Source organism: Arcicella aurantiaca (genome assembly GCF_003148625.1).
In the GTDB taxonomy this organism is placed as follows: Bacteria; Bacteroidota; Bacteroidia; order Cytophagales; family Spirosomataceae; genus Arcicella; species Arcicella aurantiaca.
Genome location: NZ_QGGO01000002.1, coordinates 70886 through 89017, shown reverse-complemented (window position 1 = coordinate 89017; position 18132 = coordinate 70886). Strand labels below are relative to the sequence as shown.

Below are 18132 nucleotides of genomic sequence, written 5' to 3'. Positions count from 1 at the left end.
AAAAAATAGAATCACCGCTAAGAGGGGGAGGACGTTAAAAAAATAGAATCACCGCTAAGACAGAGAGGACGCTAAAAAAAATAAACCGTAAAGACAGGACATTAAAAATCTTGCGTCATAGCGTGCTTGCGGTAAAAAACTAATCATGTCAAAAGAAGAATATGAAAGAATTGCAAAAGAAGTATTTTTTGCTTCTTTGGAAGTTCATAAGATAATGGGACCAGGCTTATTGGAATCTGTTTATGAATTATGCTTAATGAAAGAATTACAACTCAGAAATATTTTCACTGAAAGTCAAGTATCAATTCCTTTAGATTATAAAGGTTTTTCATTATCGAAAGATTTTAGAATAGATATTTTGGTAGAAAAAGAGATTATTTTGGAGTTAAAAGCCCTGGATACTTTACTTCCAATTCATGAAGCACAAATAATTTCATATTTAAAATTGGCTGATAAACGTTTAGGGTTTCTAATAAATTTTAATGTCCCAATTATCAAAAGTGGTTTTAGAAGATTTGTAAATAATTACTAATAAATTTCAATCGTAAAGACGGAAAAACGCTAAGAAATTAAAATAACCACAAGGACGGAAGTACGCTAATTTATTTAAATTCTTGCGTCATAGTCTCTTTGCGGTGAAAAAACCTTGCGACATAGCGTCCTTGCGGTTAAACAATAAAATAATGGCATACGATAAATTTACGGTACTTCGTTCGACAGCAGTGCCACTTCCAATAGAAAATGTCGATACTGACCAAATCATTCCTGCTCGTTTCTTGAAAGCTACGAAACGTGAAGGTTTTGGCGATAATTTATTCAGAGACTGGCGTTATAACAACGACGAATCTCCAAAACAAGATTTTGTGTTGAACAACCCAACTTACTCAGACGAAGGGTCGCCCCGTTCAATCTTGGTGGGTGGTCGTAACTTCGGTTCAGGTTCAAGCCGTGAACACGCTGCTTGGGCGATTTATGACTACGGTTTCCGTTGTGTAATTTCAAGTTTCTTTGCAGATATTTTCAAAGGTAACTCCTTGAATATCGGTATTTTGCCAGTAACTGTTAGCCCAGAATTTTTACACAAAATTTTCTCTGCTATCGAAGCTGACCCAAAAGCTGAAATCGAAGTAAACCTTCCTGAGCAAAAAGTTGTAATTGTTGCCACTGGCGAAAGCGAAGGTTTCGACATCAATGGATACAAAAAACACAATATGCTCAATGGCTTTGATGATATTGATTATCTACAAAGCATGAAAGGTGAAATTGCAACATTTGCAGAGAAGAGTCTTTATTAAGAAGTTGTGAATTGTGAGTTGTGAGTTGAGAGTTAATGAGCAGTAAATTATGAGTAGTGAACTATTAATTTATGAGAAAAAACTCATAAAAAATTCACAATCATAATTCACAACTCACAATTCACAATTCATAACTCATCATTCGCTCATTCACAATTGAATATGCGACATATCGAAATAATGGACACGACACTCCGTGATGGTGAACAAACCAGCGGAGTGTCTTTTTCGGCTTCTGAAAAACTAACGATTGCTCAGTTACTTTTAAAAGAAGTAATGGTGGATAGATTAGAGGTGGCTTCTGCAAGAGTTTCTGCGGGAGAATTTGATGCGGTGAAAAAAATTACAGAATGGGCAGCGGAGAATGATTGTTTGGATAAAATAGAAGTTTTGACTTTCGTTGATGGCGAAACTTCTGTAAACTGGATGTTGGAAGCAGGGGCGAAAGTGATGAATCTTCTCACAAAAGGTTCATTGAATCACCTGACGCACCAATTGAAAAAAACGCCCGAACAACACTTTTCTGAAATCGCACAGGTAATTGCTTTAGCACGTTCAAAGGACATTTTATGTAATGTGTATTTAGAAGATTGGAGTAATGGAATGCGTAATTCTCCCGAATACGTTTTTCAATACCTTGATTTCTTGACCAAAGAACCCATCAAAAGAGTGCTTTTGCCTGATACTTTGGGCGTTTTGACTCCGAGAGAAACCTTTGATTTCTTAGATGCTATCGTAAAGCGTTATCCAAATACGCATTTCGATTTTCATGCTCATAACGACTATGATTTAAGCATTGCCAACGTAATGGAGGCTATTCGTGCGGGGGTACAAGGCTTGCACTTAACCGTAAATGGTATGGGTGAACGTGCAGGAAACGCACCTTTGGCAAGTACCATTGCGGTTATCAATGACTTTATGCCTGATGTAAAAACGGCAGTTGTTGAGAAATCATTGTATTCGGTCAGTAAATTGGTAGAGACTTTCTCGGGTTTCAGAATTCCAGTGAATAAGCCAGTTGTGGGTGAAAATGTATTTACGCAAACGGCTGGAATTCATGCAGATGGAGACAATAAGAAGAATCTTTATTTCAATAATTTGATGCCCGAACGTTTCGGTCGATTGCGTCAATACGCTTTAGGGAAAACCTCTGGAAAAGCAAATATTGAGAAAAATTTGCAAGAATTAGGAATCACTTTAGCCGATGCCGATTTGAAAAAAGTTACGCAAAGAATCATTGAATTAGGCGACCGCAAAGAAGCCGTTACTCGTGAAGATTTGCCGTATATTATTTCGGATATTTTGGATAGTAGTGCCATTGAAGAAAAAGTTGTCGTACTGAATTACGTTTTGACACATTCTAAAAATCTAAAACCTTCTGCCACTTTACAAGTACAAATTGGCGAAGAAATTTTTGAAGAATCTGCTCAAGGCGACGGACAATACGATGCCTTTATGAATGCTTTGAAAAAGATATATTGTCAAAAGAATATCGAACTTCCACAACTGACGGACTATGCCGTAAGGATTCCACCAGGAGGAAAAACCGATGCCCTTTGTGAGACGATTATTACTTGGGCATATAATGGTAGAAGTTTAAAAACTCGTGGACTTGACTCCGACCAAACTGTTTCGGCTATCATTGCAACGCAGAAAATGCTTAATTTGATTTAAGTAGCAAAGTGTCAAAGGAACAGAGGAGCAAAGATATGACGTTTGAAGTAGCAAAGTGTCAAATGAATAGAGCAGTAAAGTAATAGCGTTTGAAATTAATAGACAAGGAGATTCTATAACTTTGCTCCTTCGCTCCTTTGCCACTTACATAACAAAAAACAAAATATGCACCCAATTAGAACGCATCGAGATTTACTGGTTTGGCAGAAATCAATGGTCTTGGTTACTGAAATATACCTTAAATCACGGTCTTTTCCTGTTCAAGAACAATACGGATTGACATCACAAATTCGTAGAGCAGCCATATCCATTCCAAGTAATATTGCAGAAGGTTTTGGTCGCCAATCAACAGGAGATTATTTGCGGTTCTTAAACATTGCAGTTGGGTCTTTATTTGAATTACAAACACAAATAGAGATAGCATTAAATTTAGAATTTATCGGTCAAGCAGACTTTGAAATAATTTTTGAAAAAAGTCGTGAGATTGACAGAATGTTATCAAGTTTAATACAAAAATTGAAAATTAGAAAAGAGGGAGGAGTTAAGTAACAAAGAAGCAGAGGAGTGAAGTGAGAAAAGTAGCGGAGTAGCAAAGAAACAAAGTGGAAGTACAGCAAGCGATGTTAAGTGTAGCAAACACTTTGTCACCTTGTTCCTTAAATTCCCCGTCCCTCAAAATCACTTTGCTCCTTTACCCCTCTGTTCCTTTGTCCCTCAAAAATAAAAAAAATGAAAAAACATATCTTAGTAGTCCCAGGTGACGGAATTGGGCAAGAAGTAACAACCGTTGGTAAACAAGTTTTAGAGAAAATCGCAGCGAAATTCGGACATGAATTTACGTATGACGAAGCTCTTATCGGTCACGTAGCAATTGAAGCAACAGGCGACCCACTTCCAGAAGAAACATTAGTAAAAATGCGTGCTTCTGATGCTATCCTTTTCGGAGCAGTTGGACACATCAAATACGATAACGACCCACACGCAAAAGTTCGTCCAGAGCAAGGTTTATTGAAAATGCGTAAAGAATTAGGCTTATACGCAAACCTTCGTCCAATCAAATTATTTGATGAATTGTTAGAAGCATCTTCTATCAAGCCAGAAATTTTGAAAGGAGCAGATATTCTTTTCTTCCGTGAATTAACAGGAGATGTTTACTTCGGAAAAAGAGAAAGAATCGAAGACGGAAATACCGCTTACGATACCATGATTTATAGCAAATACGAAGTTGAACGTATTGCCCGTAAAGCATTCGAAGCAGCCATGACTCGTGGTAAAAAATTAATGTCAGTTGATAAAGCAAACGTATTGGAATCAAGTCGTTTGTGGAGAGAAACTGTACAAGCCATTGCTCCAGAATATCCAGAAGTAGAGGTTACACACCAATTTGTAGATTCGGCAGCGATGATGTTAATCAAAGACCCAAAACAATTTGACGTAGTAGTTACAGGAAACTTGTTTGGAGATATTTTGACTGACGAGGCTTCTCAAATTGCAGGTTCAATGGGAATGTTAGCTTCAGCTTCAGTTGGAGACAGTACAGGTGTTTATGAGCCAATTCACGGTTCTGCACACGATATTGCAGGAAAAGGTTTAGCTAACCCAATGGCTTCTGTATTGTCAGCAGCGTTGTTGTTAGATATTTCTTTTGGCTTGAAAGAAGAAGCAAATGCCGTAATCGCAGCAGTAGATGCAGTATTGAAAGCAGGTTTCCGTACAGGTGACATCGCTACCAAAGATACGCCAAAAGATATGATTTTGGGTACTGATGCTATCGGTGCAGAGATTTTGAGCAGAATTTAATGAAATTAAGATTTAAAATAGCCCACAGATTGTACAGATTTAACTGATTTCCACAGAGTTATAGAGAATGAAATAACTTATAGGAATAGGAGCTTCCCGAAATAACTCCGTTAGGGGTCAAACTTTCGGGAAGCTGAGCCTAAAACTTGTTAAATCCGTTTCACTTGTGGGCTATTTTGCTTTGCGATAAACAGTAGATTGTCTGATTAATGCCAGTTTCCATTCACTAATAACCATTCACCAATCTACTTCTTCCCTTCCAAACCTTCTTCTTCCATCCATTCTTCAAATGCCTCTGGCGAGTTCATTGCTGAAGGAATCATTGCTCTTCTCGAACGTCTTTCAGGAGTTTTTATCTCAAAATCTTTCTCTGATTTTACACCGTTTGCCGTTTCAAAAGTGATTTTGTATTTGCCCGCTTTGATGTAAAATGCTTTGTCTTCACCTTCTTCAACCTTGATAGCTTTATCGTCTTTTTTCTTGGTATCGTTTAAGTGCTTTTCATAGTCTGTCACAACCGCAGGATTGATGGTATAATTCCAAACAACGGTATTTATTCCTGCTTCGCTATCATCACTTAATTCTTTCAACACCAAGCCTTTATCGGTAGCGATTGTTACTTTCGTTTTGCCTGTATTTTTAGTAAAATATGAAATAAAATACTCTCTTTTTTCGGGTTCATCGTATTTTCTTGAAGCATCAACTTTACCCCAACGTGGATTCAAGTTGATAGTTTTCATCGTGAATAAATGCAAATCTTTATTCATTAACGAATCTGTTAATTGTTGCACTAAACTTACATCGGCAATATAAATTGAACGACCGTGTGTTCCCACAACTAATTCATTATCACGTGGATGAACAATTAAATCATGTACTGCTACCGCTGGCATATTACCCGACATACGCATAAATGATTTTCCTTGATTCACGGAAATATACAAACTGTGGTCGGTGCCAACGTACAATAAATTAGGATTTTTAGGGTCTTCTTTTACCACGTTTACGGGTTCGGCAGGGAGGTCTTCGCCTAATTTTTGCCAAGTTGTTCCGTAATCTGTTGAACGATACACATAACTGTTAAAATGGTCGTCACGGTAGCCGTTTAATGATACATAAACTGTTCCTTCGGCATGGTTTGAAGTATTTACTCTGCTAACCCAAAGGTTTTGTGGTAAACCGTCCGAAATTTTCGCCCAAGTATAACCGCCATCTTTTGAAATATGGATTAAACCGTCGTCTGTTCCTACGTATAAAAGCCCGAATTTTAATGGAGATTCGTCAATGGTTGTAAGTGTTCCGAAAGGCACATCGCCTTCTTTTCCACCTTTTGTTAAGTCGCCCGAAAGTGCCTTCCAAGTCTCGCCTTTATCTAAACTTCTAAAAAAGCGATTTCCACCAAAATAGATAATATCTTGATTATGACGTGATAATAAAATCGGACTTTGCCAGTTGAAACGGTTTTTTACTTCGCCAACTTCTTGTGGCATTTGAAGATATTTTTGAGAGCCATTCGCAGTATTCAATTTAAAATAATTTCCGAACTGAAAACCTGTATAAACCGTCTGATTATCACGAGTATCCACGGCAATTTGCATACCGTCGCCACCCATGATTGACTTGAACGGATAAGCTCCTTCTGCGTACCATTCATAGTTTGGTTTATTGGTTGAAGAACCGAACCAAACGCCATTATCTTGCAATCCAGCGTAAACATTATAAGGTTTTGCCATATCTACTTGCAAGGCATACAATTGCCCAACGGCTGGTGTATTGGCTTTAAACCACGTTTTCCCATCGTCGTAAGTGATATTGATACCGCCATCATTTCCCAAAATTTGGTGTTTTGAGTTGGTCGGATTTATCCAAACAATATGGTGGTCGGCATGAACATTTTCGGCATTCATAGATTGGAAAGTCTTTCCTCCATCGTCAGATTTAACGAGTTGATAACCCGGAATGACAATTTTATCGGCATTGTCTGGAGCAACGAAAACCGTTCCGAAATAATAACCATAAGTATTGAAAACCCAATCTAAATAATCTTTATGGGTACGTTTCCAAGACTTCCCACCGTCTTCCGAACGATAAACTTCTGCTCCTGTAATGGGTGTGTCGAATAAATCATCGTTGGCATTTTCCGTGAATTTCACAATATCCATCACTTGAATTTTTCCAACTTTTATGTCCGCTTTCAAACTTTTAGCGGTGTATTTTTCTGGAAAACGTTTTTCGTCTAAATATTCTGAAATTTGATTCTCTGATAAAGCCAAAAATTGCTCTGAGTTCATGCTACGCAATTTTTTAGCGGTCAAAAGATTGTCTTCTTCTTTCTTTTTCCCATCGTCAGGACGATTCTTTTGATTGTCTAAAACGGCATAAACAATATTTGGATTTTTCGGAGAAATTCCCACGCCCACACGACCGTTACCATCACCTTGTGGAAAGCCCGAACTTTCACCTGTGATTAATGTCCAAGTATCGCCACCGTTAGTTGATTTGTAAACGCCCGTTGTTCTCCCTGATTCTACAAAATTCCAAGCAGAACGAGTTTTATACCACATTCCTGCATATAAAGTATTGGGGTTACTTGGGTCGATTGTGAGGTCAATTCCGCCTGTGTTTTCGTCAATGAAAAGTGTTTGTTTCCACGTTTTACCACCGTCAGTTGTTTTGAAAAGTCCACGCTCTTTGTTGGCAGAATAAAGACTTCCTAAAGCCGCTACCCAAACCGTATTGGGGTCGGTTGGGTGCAAAATCACTTTGCCAATGTGGTGCGTTTCATTCAAGCCTTTGTGTTGCCAAGTTTTTCCGCCGTCTTCGCTTTTGTACATACCTACACCTGCGTAAGATGAGCGAGAAGAATTGGCTTCGCCTGTACCAATCCAAATAGTTTTGCCGTTGGTTTTCCAATCTACGGCAATATCTCCGATGGTCATAACTGCTTCATTATCAAATAATGACGAAAAACTAATGCCATTATTTTCAGTTTTCCAAAGTCCGCCTGAAGCATAAGCTACATAAAATTCTGTTGGATTTTGGTTGTTTACGTCCACATCAACTACACGCCCCGACATGACAGTTGGACCAATCGAACGGAATTTTACATTATTAACTAACGATTTAGCTTCTAATGCTTTACGAATTTCCAGAGCTTTGAGACGTTCAGTAGCAGTAGTTTTATTGAGAGATTGATTGATAAGAGGTGTTGGGGTTTCTTTTTTCTTTTTCTGAGCATTTACCGAAAAAGTCAAAGCAAGCCCCACACAGAGTAAAATTCTATTTTTCATTTTGGTGATTTTAGGTTGATGATTTTTTGTAAAGATAATTGGAATGATAATTTGTTGTTTATTCTATTCGTCAAACAACATATCCATTTTTAAACTACTCTGAATTAAATTAGTTGCATAGTCATTATCCACAATGCCATAAGTAGTAATCATCGTCAAAAATAATGTCTTGTTTGTATTCGTTTTTTGAAGAAATGCTTGTCGTTTATAGGATAATTCTTCAGCATATTTTTTGGTGATGAGATACTCTTTATTTGAAAATTTAATCTCACAAATATTTATACATTTATCGGCTCTGTCTATAAGTAAATCTATTTGACAGCCTTTATCTTCTGATTTAGAAACATATCTCCAAGCAGAATGTTCAGTATAAATTGCTCCAATTCCCAAGGCTTTTTTGATGCTTCGGATATGTTTTTGGCAAATATTTTCAAAAGCAAAGCCACTCCAACTTTTCCAAGAAGCAGTCGTAGATTTTTGTAACCAAGTTCCGTCTCCGTAGTTTTTACTTTGTTCAACAAATTTTAAGTAAAACAAAGAATATTCATCGGTGAGTTTATAAATTACATCTTTGGAATTTCTTTCGTAAGGAATATAGTTTGTGATAAATCCAGATTCCAATAATTCGTCCAATAATTTAGTTGCACTTCCTCCAGAAGATAGATTACAACTTTCTATGATTTCGGTGCGTGTAAGCCCTTCATTTTTATTGGCTAAACTTTTGATAACAGCAATATGTCTTTCAGGTTTGTCGAAAAGAGCAGGGTATAGATTTTGAAATTCATTTCGTAAAATACCATCTTTTGAAAAACACATTCTATCAATATTTTGGTCGAAACTTTGTTCTTTGCGAATGTCACGTAAATAATGTGGAATTCCGCCCATCACCATAAAAATTTGCAAGATTTGGTATTTGTCAAGATTAACAGATTGGCTTTTTAAATACAATTCAGTTTCTTTTAAGCTAAAAGGTTGTAATCTAATACGTTGCGTGATGCGGTTATGTAATCCACCTCTATTGCCAATGATATTTTGAATCATCCATGAAGCCGCAGAACCACAAATTACCACGATGATATTATCTCTTCGGGATGCCCAACTATTCCAAAAATGGTCAAATGCTGATAAAAAGCCTGATTTTCGAGAATCTAACCAAGGAAATTCATCAATAAAAATGACTTGTTTTTCATTGGAATTAATAGATTCTAAGTACAATTTTAATAACTGAAACGCTTGAATCCAATTGTTGGGAACACCTATTGGAATAGGGGATTTGGAGAAATTTGTTAAAGTAATGGCAAAATTTTCAAGTTGCTCTTTGAACGAACCATCAAGAATACCTGTAAGTTCAAAGGTAAGATTTTCTTCAAAAAATGTTCTAATTAAGAATGTTTTACCAACCCTTCGTCTTCCATAAATAGCCAATAATTCAGCTTGTTTTGAGGCTAAAAGTTGATTTAAAATATCCTTTTCTGATGCTCTGCCAATTATTTCCATGAGTCTAAAATTTTATAAGTCGCCAAAACTACTAATAAAATATAACTTTTGGCGACATATAAATTTTATATCTCGCCAAAACTTCTGTCAAATTATCTTTTTAACCAATTCTACCCGAATTTTCATGAATAAATTTTACTTTTGGATAAATATAAACTTATTCATCAAACCCCCTCAATGCAATATTTCCTAATTTTCTTAGCCTTTCTTTGTGGGGCAGTATTTCCGCTTCAAGCAGGTCTGAATACCCAAATGACCAAGCACGTTGAGCATCCAATTCTGACGGCTTTTCTTTCTTTTTTTACAGGATTGATTGGACTTATTATTTACGCCGTGATTGCTCGTATTCCACTGCATACGCTTGCTAATTGTAGAAATGCACCTTGGTATGTGTGGTTTGCGGGACTTTTAGGAGCATTTTATATCAGTACAGTTATTGTGCTGATTCCACGTTTGGGTTTTGCTTTGACTTTCGGGCTTATTGTTGCAGGACAAATGGCAGTTTCTATTCTATTTGACCATTATGGAATTTTGGATACGTCTATTCGAGAGATTTCTTTGGGTAGAATTATAGGGGCAGTATTTTTAATTATTGGTGTTATTTTAATTCGTAAGTTTTAATAGACTTCCTGCGAAAGTGTTTTATGGTTGAAAAATTTTCTCTATTGGTAGCCGAAAAGATGTTGTTTTACGACTTAAAACATTTTCGCAGGAAGTCTAATATTGATGCAACCTTTTGCTGTATGATTGCATCTCATAAATATAGATTTTTCATCTGAATATTATCAATAACTCAAACCGTGCAAAGCACATAATATTATGAAAGTATTATTCAACTTTTTAGCTATCTTCTTTTTAACTATTTGTTTTACAGATACTTATTCTCAGAATTCGGAGGAAATACGTAAAGTTTCAAACTTTAAAGGCATTCAAATTTCTGGTGGAATTGATTTGTATTTAAGACAAGGTTCTACTGAATCGGTAAAAGTTGTTGCTGATAAAGATAGAATGGATAAAATTATTACCGAAAATGAAGGAGGAATCTTGAAAATCTATGTAGAATCGTCTAAACATTGGTTTGATTTTGAATGGAAAAAAGCAAAAGAAATGAGAGTTTATGTTACCGTAAAAGACCTTAATGCTCTTTCTGCAACAGGTGGTTCTGATGTTTATACGGAAAATAAATTAGATTTAATAAAATTAGAACTTAGAGCTACGGGAGGTTCTGATATTAGACTTACGTTAGATGCGGATGAATTAACATGTTCAACCACAGGAGGTTCTGACGTGATTTTGGCAGGAACGGCTACGGTTTTTAAAGCATCTTCAACAGGCGGTTCTGACTTAAAAGCCAGTAATTTGAAAACCAATTTTTGTTCAGTTTCTTCAACGGGCGGTTCTGACGCTTACGTTTGGGCTGAAAAAGAAATCAGCATTTCTGCCACAGGCGGAAGCGACGTTTATCACAAAGGCGGTGCAAGAGTGGTAAAATCAAGCTCAACAGGTGGGTCGGATATTCATAAACAATGATGTTAGATAATAGAGATTAGATAATAGATGTTAGATTAATACCTCGTAACTTCTAAAACCAAATCTCTATTCTCTATTCTCTATTCTCTATTCTCTATTCTCTATTCTCTATTCTCTATAATCTATTCTCTATGAACCTATTCTCTAAAAAAATCACTGTTCATAATAATACCCAAAAATGATGTCCATTTCGTCATCAGAAGTTAAACCGAATGATACTTTCTGAGCAGAAGTATTATTAAAAGTTACTATTGAAGTTAATCCTTCCCCTTTATTCAAAGATATTGGTGTACTAAAGTTTATCGTTGCAGGATGTTCCCAATCCAAATTTTCATACACAACCTCTCCATCTCGTGTTCCTCCTTTTATTTTAATGACAAATTTTTCTCCGTATTTGTGCGTATGCGAAGTAAGCATGATAATTTTTACATTCTTATCAAATTTAAAATCCTTCGTAATCGTTGTTTTTGTATTAGCAGGAATACTAAAATTGGTATGATTCAAATTAATGGTTTTGACTATATTTTTAACCTTTGCTTTGTCGGTTGTATATAAATTGACATAGTTTTCACCGTAAAGATTTCCCGTTGTCTTATTGAAATAATGAGGGTTTAAATCAATCGAATAATTTGCGGGTAATAAAAGTGCAGTGCCTTCTGGGAAAGTATATTCTTGATTAGCTTGTGTGCCACCACCTAAAAAAATATGATTTGACATTTGGATAAAAGTCAATCCATTTAACGTATTATCTGCATTGCGTAAATCTCTAACTTGGTCGATTGCAGGCAAAGTTGTTTTATCATTAAAGTCATATAAAACCATGTGATGACTATTAGCACGAGATTGTAATTTGATGCGATTTACATAAATATCAGCCGTATTTCCGATGTTTCTTCTCACAAATAATTCACGTTCAAAATTGGGTTGAATCGCAAATTTGTCAACTTTCAATTGAAAACCAGCAACTCCTTCTGATTGTGGTGTTCCGATTGCCTTAAAGTCATCATTCGTTGAAACACTTGGCGTTTTGTCGTCCAAAAGTTTAGCGTCAACCACTTCACCAGTTTTGGGAGCTCCAGCTTCAATCCAACGACGCACAAATTCAATTTGTCCAACCGTCAAAGCGGTGCTTCCCAAAGGCATTGGTGAGCCATATTGTTTCCCGCCGTGGTGGGCAGCGTCCCAATTAAGTTTATGATACAAAAGACTTTCTAATGATTTATAGGCTTTCACTCGCCAATGTCCATCAGCTTTTGAGAGAGCGTTGTATGGTACAACTCCTACCAAATTTTCATAAGCAACCGATTTTTCCAAAACTAAACCATGTTGTTTGAAAGTAGCATCAGCAGTTGAAGCATGACAACCCGACGTAGCACAAGTCGGCGTAAGAATTCGGTCTTGCATTAAGCCAAAACTTGAAACCGTCGCAGGCGTTGTATCGTCAATAGCGTTTTTGGTACAAGCCGAAATCATCAGAAATGAGCCTGTAAGTATGGAAAGTGCTTGGTAAAATATTCGTTGCATAATTGAGTTAGCCTTAAAGCTCAGTTTCTAAGTAATGAGACAAAATAAAGTGCTTTGGTGTTTTATAAATGATTGATAATCAGGTTTATCGTATTACTAAATCCTAACACCTAAATCCCGCCCCCAATTTACTTTGATATAAAATTGATGAAAAGGTTTAGTTGTCGCTATCAAGACCAAATTGCATAGAAACGAAGACATCATTAACGGAGTTCGCCCTACGAAATATATAACGTAATCACTCCTCCAATGAGTGTAGGAATGGCAAAAATGATAAAATTAATCGTCATTGATAATCCCAAGCCAATTAATAAACCTCCTAACAGTGGACCAACGATAGCCCCAATTCTTCCTGCACCAACTGCCCAACCAACGCCCGTATTACGTATTTCGGTTGGATAAATGCGTGCTGCCACGGAATATAAACCCACAAAACCACCTTGAATACCAAAACCGATTAGCCCAAAAAGGATTAAAGTCATAACCGAGCCAGAGAAGAAACCAAAGATTAACATTAAGCAAGCAGTTGCTATCAGAAAGCCACAAATGGTCTTTTTTAGCCCAAATTTACTTGATAAATAGCCTTGTGAGATGATACCTAAAAATGCACCCAAGTTGAAAATTGTTCCCGCATAAATGGCTAATTCTACTGATAAACCTGTGGCAGAAGCTAATTTAGGAATCCAAGTTGTGAGGAAATATAAACTTGCAAAAGCCATAAAAATAGCAATCCAAAGGCGAATTGTAGCCGTTTTAGTTTCTGAAATTAATAAAGAAGTCACCGAAACTTTAATTTTTGATTCACGGCTAACTTCTGGTAAACTTGCCAAGACAGGTAATGCCATTTTACTTAAAATCGAATTGGCTTTATTTAGTGCATTGTTGGGTTGAGTTTTTAACAAAAAATCAAGAGATTCAGACAAGAAAAATAAGGTAATTGGTAAGGTACACAAAGTGGAAATGCCAGCTAACTGAAACATCGTTTGCCAACCATATATTGGAATTACTTTTGCCGCTACCATGCCCGACAAAACTGCCCCGATTGGATAGCCCGACATGACAAAACTAACCCAAAAATCCTTTTGTGGTTTGGGTGCGTATTCGGCAGTTAAGGTGGCAGTACTTGCCAACATTCCACCGATACCTAAACCACTGATAACTCTAAAAAATATTAAAGTCTCTACCGTATTCGCCAAAATGGTAGCAAAAACACTTATTCCCATTAATAAACCACAAATCAGAATCATGGTTTTTCTACCAATTTTATCAGCAAAAGGAGCTAAAAACATAGCCCCGACAGACATTCCTAAAAGTCCCGCACTAAAAACAACGCCTAAAGATTGTGGACTAATTGACCAAGCCGACGAAATGTGTGGGGCAACATAAGATATTACCATGACATCCATGCCATCGAGCATATTCATTAAAAAACAGATTAAAATAGTGGATAATTGTAAATTTGATAATTTCTGAGAATCCAGAATAGTGGTTTGATGTTGCATAAGATTGTTTTTGGGATATAAATAAGAAAATAAAGATACCTTATTTTGCCTAAAAAAATCTATAAAATTATTGATATATTACTATAACTTGAGACAGTTGGGGAAGCCTGATAGGCTTTAGAAGAGCTGAAGGAAATCAGAGAGAATAGATTAACAAATGTGGGTAATAAAGAACCTTATGGCGGTAAGGCTCAGGAATTCATCTACTTAGGCAATCGTTGCTACGTTTTCGTACTGTTTTTTTGAAAGTTCCTGATAAGAAAGGGTTCTCATCATTCCAATTTTAATTTTCTTCTTTAATGCTGCGGTCTCAGACTTATATGTATTATGACCTTTTAATAATTCCTCAGCGATATTCGCTACTAACGCTTCAACTGATTCTGGCGTCAGGATGATTGGAGTGTTTTTCATGGGCGGTGACTTGGTGGTTAAATAAATAATGTTGTTTAATAATAATGCAAAGTTAATGCTTCTTGTAATAACTTCATAATCAATACGATAACATAACGTAAAAGTCATTAAATAAGTTTAGGAATTTTGTTAAATCATGTTTTGTATAAAGTATTGATTTATTTTTTATACAATATAATCGACTTTTTTTAGAAACTTACAATTTTATCAAAAATTTACCTAAAGCTCCACCTTTCAAGATTAAATCTAATTTTTGAGGTACGTCTTCCAAACTGATTTCGGTAGCTAATGATTCTAAATCTGATGGCTTCCAATCAGAAGCTAATTTATGCCAAATTTCTTTGCGTAATGGCATCGGGCATTCTGCTGAATCTATCCCAAAAAGCGTATTGCCACGAAGTATGAAAGGAAAAACAGAAGTATGTAATTCGGGTGAAGCTACTAAACCACAAGCTGCGGCAGCTCCGCCATAATTTAATGATTTTAAGGCGGTGGCTAAAATATTTCCTCCAACGGTATCCACCACGCCTGCATAAATCGACTTCAACATCGGGCGACCCGATTGGTCATCAAGTGCTTCTCTCGTAACGATTTCGCTTGCACCAGTTTTTGTTAAAAATTCAATGGCATTAGGTTTACCTGTAACGGCAGTTATTTCAAAACCCAATTTTTTAAGAATGGCAATAGATAAAGTACCAACTCCTCCTGTTGAGCCTGTTACTAAAACTTTTCCTTTTTCGGGAGATAATCCGTTGTTTATCAGTGCATTGATACATAAACCTGCCGTAAAACCCGCTGTTCCAAAAATCATGGCTTCACGCATGGATAAACCTGCGGGCATGGGAACAACCCAACGGGCAGGTACTCGAATGTACTCGGCTAATCCGCCAGAGGTATTCATGCCTAAATCGTAGCTGGTTACAATGACTTCGTCTCCAATTTTGAAGTCGGGCGAATCGCTTTGTTCTACAATCCCTGCGGCATCAATTCCGGGAGTGTGCGGATAATTACGAGTTACACCTTTATTCCCAATTGATGAAAGTGCATCTTTATAATTGAGGGTTGAATAATGAATTTTTATGAGAACTTCGCCCGAAGGTAAATCTGATACTTGGCGTTGGATGATATTTCTAATATATTGTTTTTCAGTGTTTTCTGAAATTTGAAGAGCTTTGAATGATGTGTTTTGCATAATGTTATTGATTGTTTAAGATGAGAATTACCAACTTTTAAAAAGTTGGTAATTCTTTGGATTATTCATCTAAATTCCAATTTTCGGGAAAGTTGAAACCGTTATTAATATTATGAAAGTGTAAGTAATGTTCTCTATTTCCAAACCATTCTAACACTTCTGACTTTTTTAATTTACTTGGCTTTTCTATTAAGATTCGTTTAAAAGAACTCCATTGGTACTCTCTGAAATCAGATACAATGCCATGTTTTTGAGGGTTGGCATGAATATAATAAACCATGTTGGTGAAGTATTTTTCATTATCCACCAAAGCACGTTTAAATGGTTTTTGAAATAATGTGCCTATTCTATCTTGCTGTTTATTGTAAGCCATTGAATAAGATTGAAAAAATTTCTTTAATTGATGACTAATAATATCATGAATTGTTTTCTCTTTTGAAATAGTTTTTTGGGCTAAAATCTTTGCAGAATTAAAAGATTCAAATTTTTGTAAATTTTCTCTTACAGTAGATTCTGGTAAAACCTTGACCAATAAATGGAAATGGTTTCCGAGTAAACAGTAAGCATAAGTATCTAAAAATCCAGAAAGATATTCGTCATATTTTTTCAAGAAAAAAGCGTAATTACCTTCATTTGTAAATAGCTTTCCTTTATCAATGGTTCTATTATAAATGTGGTAAAACCTTTCTGATTCAAACTGGGTGTAATAGTGTTCTTTTTTTGCCATTTTAATACGAGTAGATTTGATGTTAAAGCAAAATAGCCAACCCTTCAAGAGTTGGCTATTTTGAGCATATTCTTGTATTACAAATATGAAAACAAACATATAAAATACAAGCAAAAACTATTCTATATTACCAAGTATAGCGAACGGAAAGGGCTATTTCATCGTTCAGGAAACTTGAATAATTGATTATGTTAATAGCTGGTTTCCAGTCTAAACTAACGGCTAATGGAACATTTCTTAACTTGGCTTCTAAGCCCAAAATTCCATCTAAGCCCAAAACGGTTCTTTGATTATTATCCAAAAAACTTGGACGGTCATTTCCCCAAACATAAATATGTCCACCACCGCCAATTAGCCAATTAAAATCTCTTGAATTAAAGGCTCTGCCATGAACTTCATAAAGTCCCGTCAGACCAAAACCTCGATAACGAAATGTACCAATTGCTTCAATAGCGGCATTTCTATTCACGAAAGTTTTATACGTAATTCCGTTTGTTGGCCCCAATCTGATACCCAATGCGGATTTATATAATTGTGCATTTGACAGAAAACTAATGCTTAAAAATGAGATTAATAGAATGATAGTGTGCTTTTTCATGTGTTGTGTTATTTATTCCTCGTCAGGCAAACCTTTGTATTTTGATGTCTCAAAAATTTTCTGAGCATCTGTCTGTTTCATTAAGTCTTGAATGGTTAGTTTTTCGTTTTCGTCAAAATACTTTCCCACAATTCTCCAACCCAACCATCTGCCAATACTTCCGGGGCAATCCTTTCCGATTTCTGGAGTCAATGGTCGTTCACCAACATATTTGGCTTTAATAGGGTCTTGCGTATTGTAAAGTAATTGACTATCAATAAAATGAGCCCAAATATTTTTCTGAAATTCGTAACTTCCAGCTAACTGTTCGCCACTGTAACCGATAAATAAAGTATCTGCTTTTTCGGGCAACATTGTGTGAGCAAAAACGTAACTTTTACCGTACCAAACCATGTCAGACAATAAGGTTTTATCTTTCGGATTTGTAAGATTATACTTCTCTGACAATAAAAGTATGCTAAGTGGAGCGATGGCTTCTGGTGTGGCTTTTCTTAACTGATAATCATAAATATCGGGGATGAATTTCCCCTTTTTGCCCATAAAATAGTCCAAACCAATATAAATAGCCGTATCAGAAACTATCAATTCACGGTTAGGTAAAGTTCCTTGTCCATAGAAACCCGAAAATATGGTATAGATTTTGGGTTCTTTAAAATCTGGATAGTAATATTTAAGATGTTGGAAAGCAGTACGAAAGTCTTTTTCCAAGTTTTGATTGCCAAAAAATCCTGCTTCTTGCGATTGATTATAAAAATCACGTAAGCCTTGATTTTGAATTAAAGGTAAAAGTTGGTCAGCTAATTTGTCGAAACCAGCGGCAGGAACTTGAAAGTAATTAGAAAAGAAGGTAGGTTGTTTTGTGAAGAGCGTCAACAACTCTGCTTTGCTTTTACAGGCAAATAATTCTTTATCAAGTCGTTGAATATTTACCGTAACTTTTACGTTATTAACATCGGGGTCAGAACTGGTTTGATTGTCTTGTGTTTGTGTACACGCACATACAAGGCACGTAAAGAGTAAAAGGAACGTATATTTCATGGTTGCATTGAGCCTTATGCGGTATGCAATTGGCGATAATTTTAAAGAGTTATT

At 36.1% G+C, this 18132-nt stretch carries 16 protein-coding genes; 7 read left to right on the top strand and 9 right to left on the bottom strand.

Annotated features, from left to right (window positions below; translation table 11 throughout):
- Window positions 1-145 precede the first annotated feature (145 nt).
- From LV89_RS02060 to leuB, 5 genes are all read left to right on the top strand, one after another.
- A complete protein-coding gene (locus LV89_RS02060) occupies window positions 146-532 on the top strand; it encodes a GxxExxY protein (RefSeq protein ID WP_109741200.1) in 387 nt (128 codons plus the stop codon).
- Between the two features lie 151 nt (window positions 533-683).
- Entirely contained in the window at window positions 684-1295 is a 612-nt protein-coding gene (gene leuD / locus LV89_RS02055; protein ID WP_109741199.1) for a 3-isopropylmalate dehydratase small subunit, read from the top strand.
- Between the two features lie 180 nt (window positions 1296-1475).
- Window positions 1476-2969: a hydroxymethylglutaryl-CoA lyase-like TIM-barrel protein gene (locus LV89_RS02050; RefSeq protein ID WP_211321131.1), complete on the top strand. Its 1494-nt coding sequence runs from the start codon at window positions 1476-1478 to the stop codon at window positions 2967-2969.
- Between the two features lie 165 nt (window positions 2970-3134).
- A complete protein-coding gene (locus tag LV89_RS02045; protein WP_211321130.1) occupies window positions 3135-3518 on the top strand; it encodes a four helix bundle protein in 384 nt (127 codons plus the stop codon).
- Window positions 3519-3698: 180 nt separating this feature from the next.
- Window positions 3699-4769, top strand: coding sequence for a 3-isopropylmalate dehydrogenase (gene leuB, locus LV89_RS02040; RefSeq protein WP_109741197.1), 1071 nt, complete (start codon window positions 3699-3701; stop codon window positions 4767-4769).
- Between the two features lie 245 nt (window positions 4770-5014).
- Here leuB and LV89_RS02035 read toward each other — a convergent pair whose 3' ends face one another.
- On the bottom strand, window positions 5015-8059 hold the full coding sequence (locus LV89_RS02035) for a WD40/YVTN/BNR-like repeat-containing protein (protein WP_109741196.1): 3045 nt from the start codon (window positions 8057-8059) through the stop codon (window positions 5015-5017).
- Between the two features lie 63 nt (window positions 8060-8122).
- On the bottom strand, window positions 8123-9556 hold the full coding sequence (locus LV89_RS02030) for an AAA family ATPase (RefSeq protein WP_109741195.1): 1434 nt from the start codon (window positions 9554-9556) through the stop codon (window positions 8123-8125).
- Window positions 9557-9733: 177 nt separating this feature from the next.
- Between LV89_RS02030 and LV89_RS02025 the strand changes: the two genes are divergently transcribed.
- Both LV89_RS02025 and LV89_RS02020 read left to right on the top strand, forming a co-directional pair.
- Window positions 9734-10177 (top strand): DMT family transporter, encoded by a 444-nt coding sequence (locus LV89_RS02025; protein WP_109741194.1) that lies wholly within the window; start codon window positions 9734-9736, stop codon window positions 10175-10177.
- A gap of 198 nt (window positions 10178-10375) precedes the next feature.
- The gene (locus tag LV89_RS02020) at window positions 10376-11086 is read left to right on the top strand and encodes a head GIN domain-containing protein (RefSeq protein ID WP_109741193.1); all 711 of its coding nucleotides are present in this window, start codon (window positions 10376-10378) and stop codon (window positions 11084-11086) included.
- A 153-nt stretch (window positions 11087-11239) separates the two neighbouring features.
- Here LV89_RS02020 and LV89_RS02015 read toward each other — a convergent pair whose 3' ends face one another.
- From LV89_RS02015 to gldB, 7 genes are all read right to left on the bottom strand, one after another.
- Complete coding sequence (locus LV89_RS02015; protein WP_109741192.1) at window positions 11240-12610, bottom strand: monooxygenase; 1371 nt, start codon at window positions 12608-12610, stop codon at window positions 11240-11242.
- A 218-nt stretch (window positions 12611-12828) separates the two neighbouring features.
- Window positions 12829-14112 carry an MFS transporter gene (locus LV89_RS02010; RefSeq protein ID WP_109741191.1) on the bottom strand — a complete coding sequence of 428 codons (1284 nt, stop codon included), beginning with the start codon at window positions 14110-14112 and terminating at the stop codon, window positions 12829-12831.
- 207 nt (window positions 14113-14319) lie between these two features.
- Window positions 14320-14631, bottom strand: a complete 312-nt coding sequence (locus LV89_RS02005) for a hypothetical protein (protein ID WP_109741190.1) — start codon at window positions 14629-14631, stop codon at window positions 14320-14322.
- An 88-nt stretch (window positions 14632-14719) separates the two neighbouring features.
- A complete protein-coding gene (locus tag LV89_RS02000; RefSeq protein WP_109741189.1) occupies window positions 14720-15715 on the bottom strand; it encodes a YhdH/YhfP family quinone oxidoreductase in 996 nt (331 codons plus the stop codon).
- 61 nt (window positions 15716-15776) lie between these two features.
- Window positions 15777-16442, bottom strand: coding sequence for a hypothetical protein (locus LV89_RS01995; protein ID WP_146199051.1), 666 nt, complete (start codon window positions 16440-16442; stop codon window positions 15777-15779).
- Window positions 16443-16569: 127 nt separating this feature from the next.
- On the bottom strand, window positions 16570-17040 hold the full coding sequence (locus LV89_RS01990; RefSeq protein ID WP_146199050.1) for a hypothetical protein: 471 nt from the start codon (window positions 17038-17040) through the stop codon (window positions 16570-16572).
- 12 nt (window positions 17041-17052) lie between these two features.
- Window positions 17053-18078 carry a gliding motility lipoprotein GldB gene (gene gldB / locus LV89_RS01985; protein WP_109741186.1) on the bottom strand — a complete coding sequence of 342 codons (1026 nt, stop codon included), beginning with the start codon at window positions 18076-18078 and terminating at the stop codon, window positions 17053-17055.
- Window positions 18079-18132: the final 54 nt, after the last annotated feature.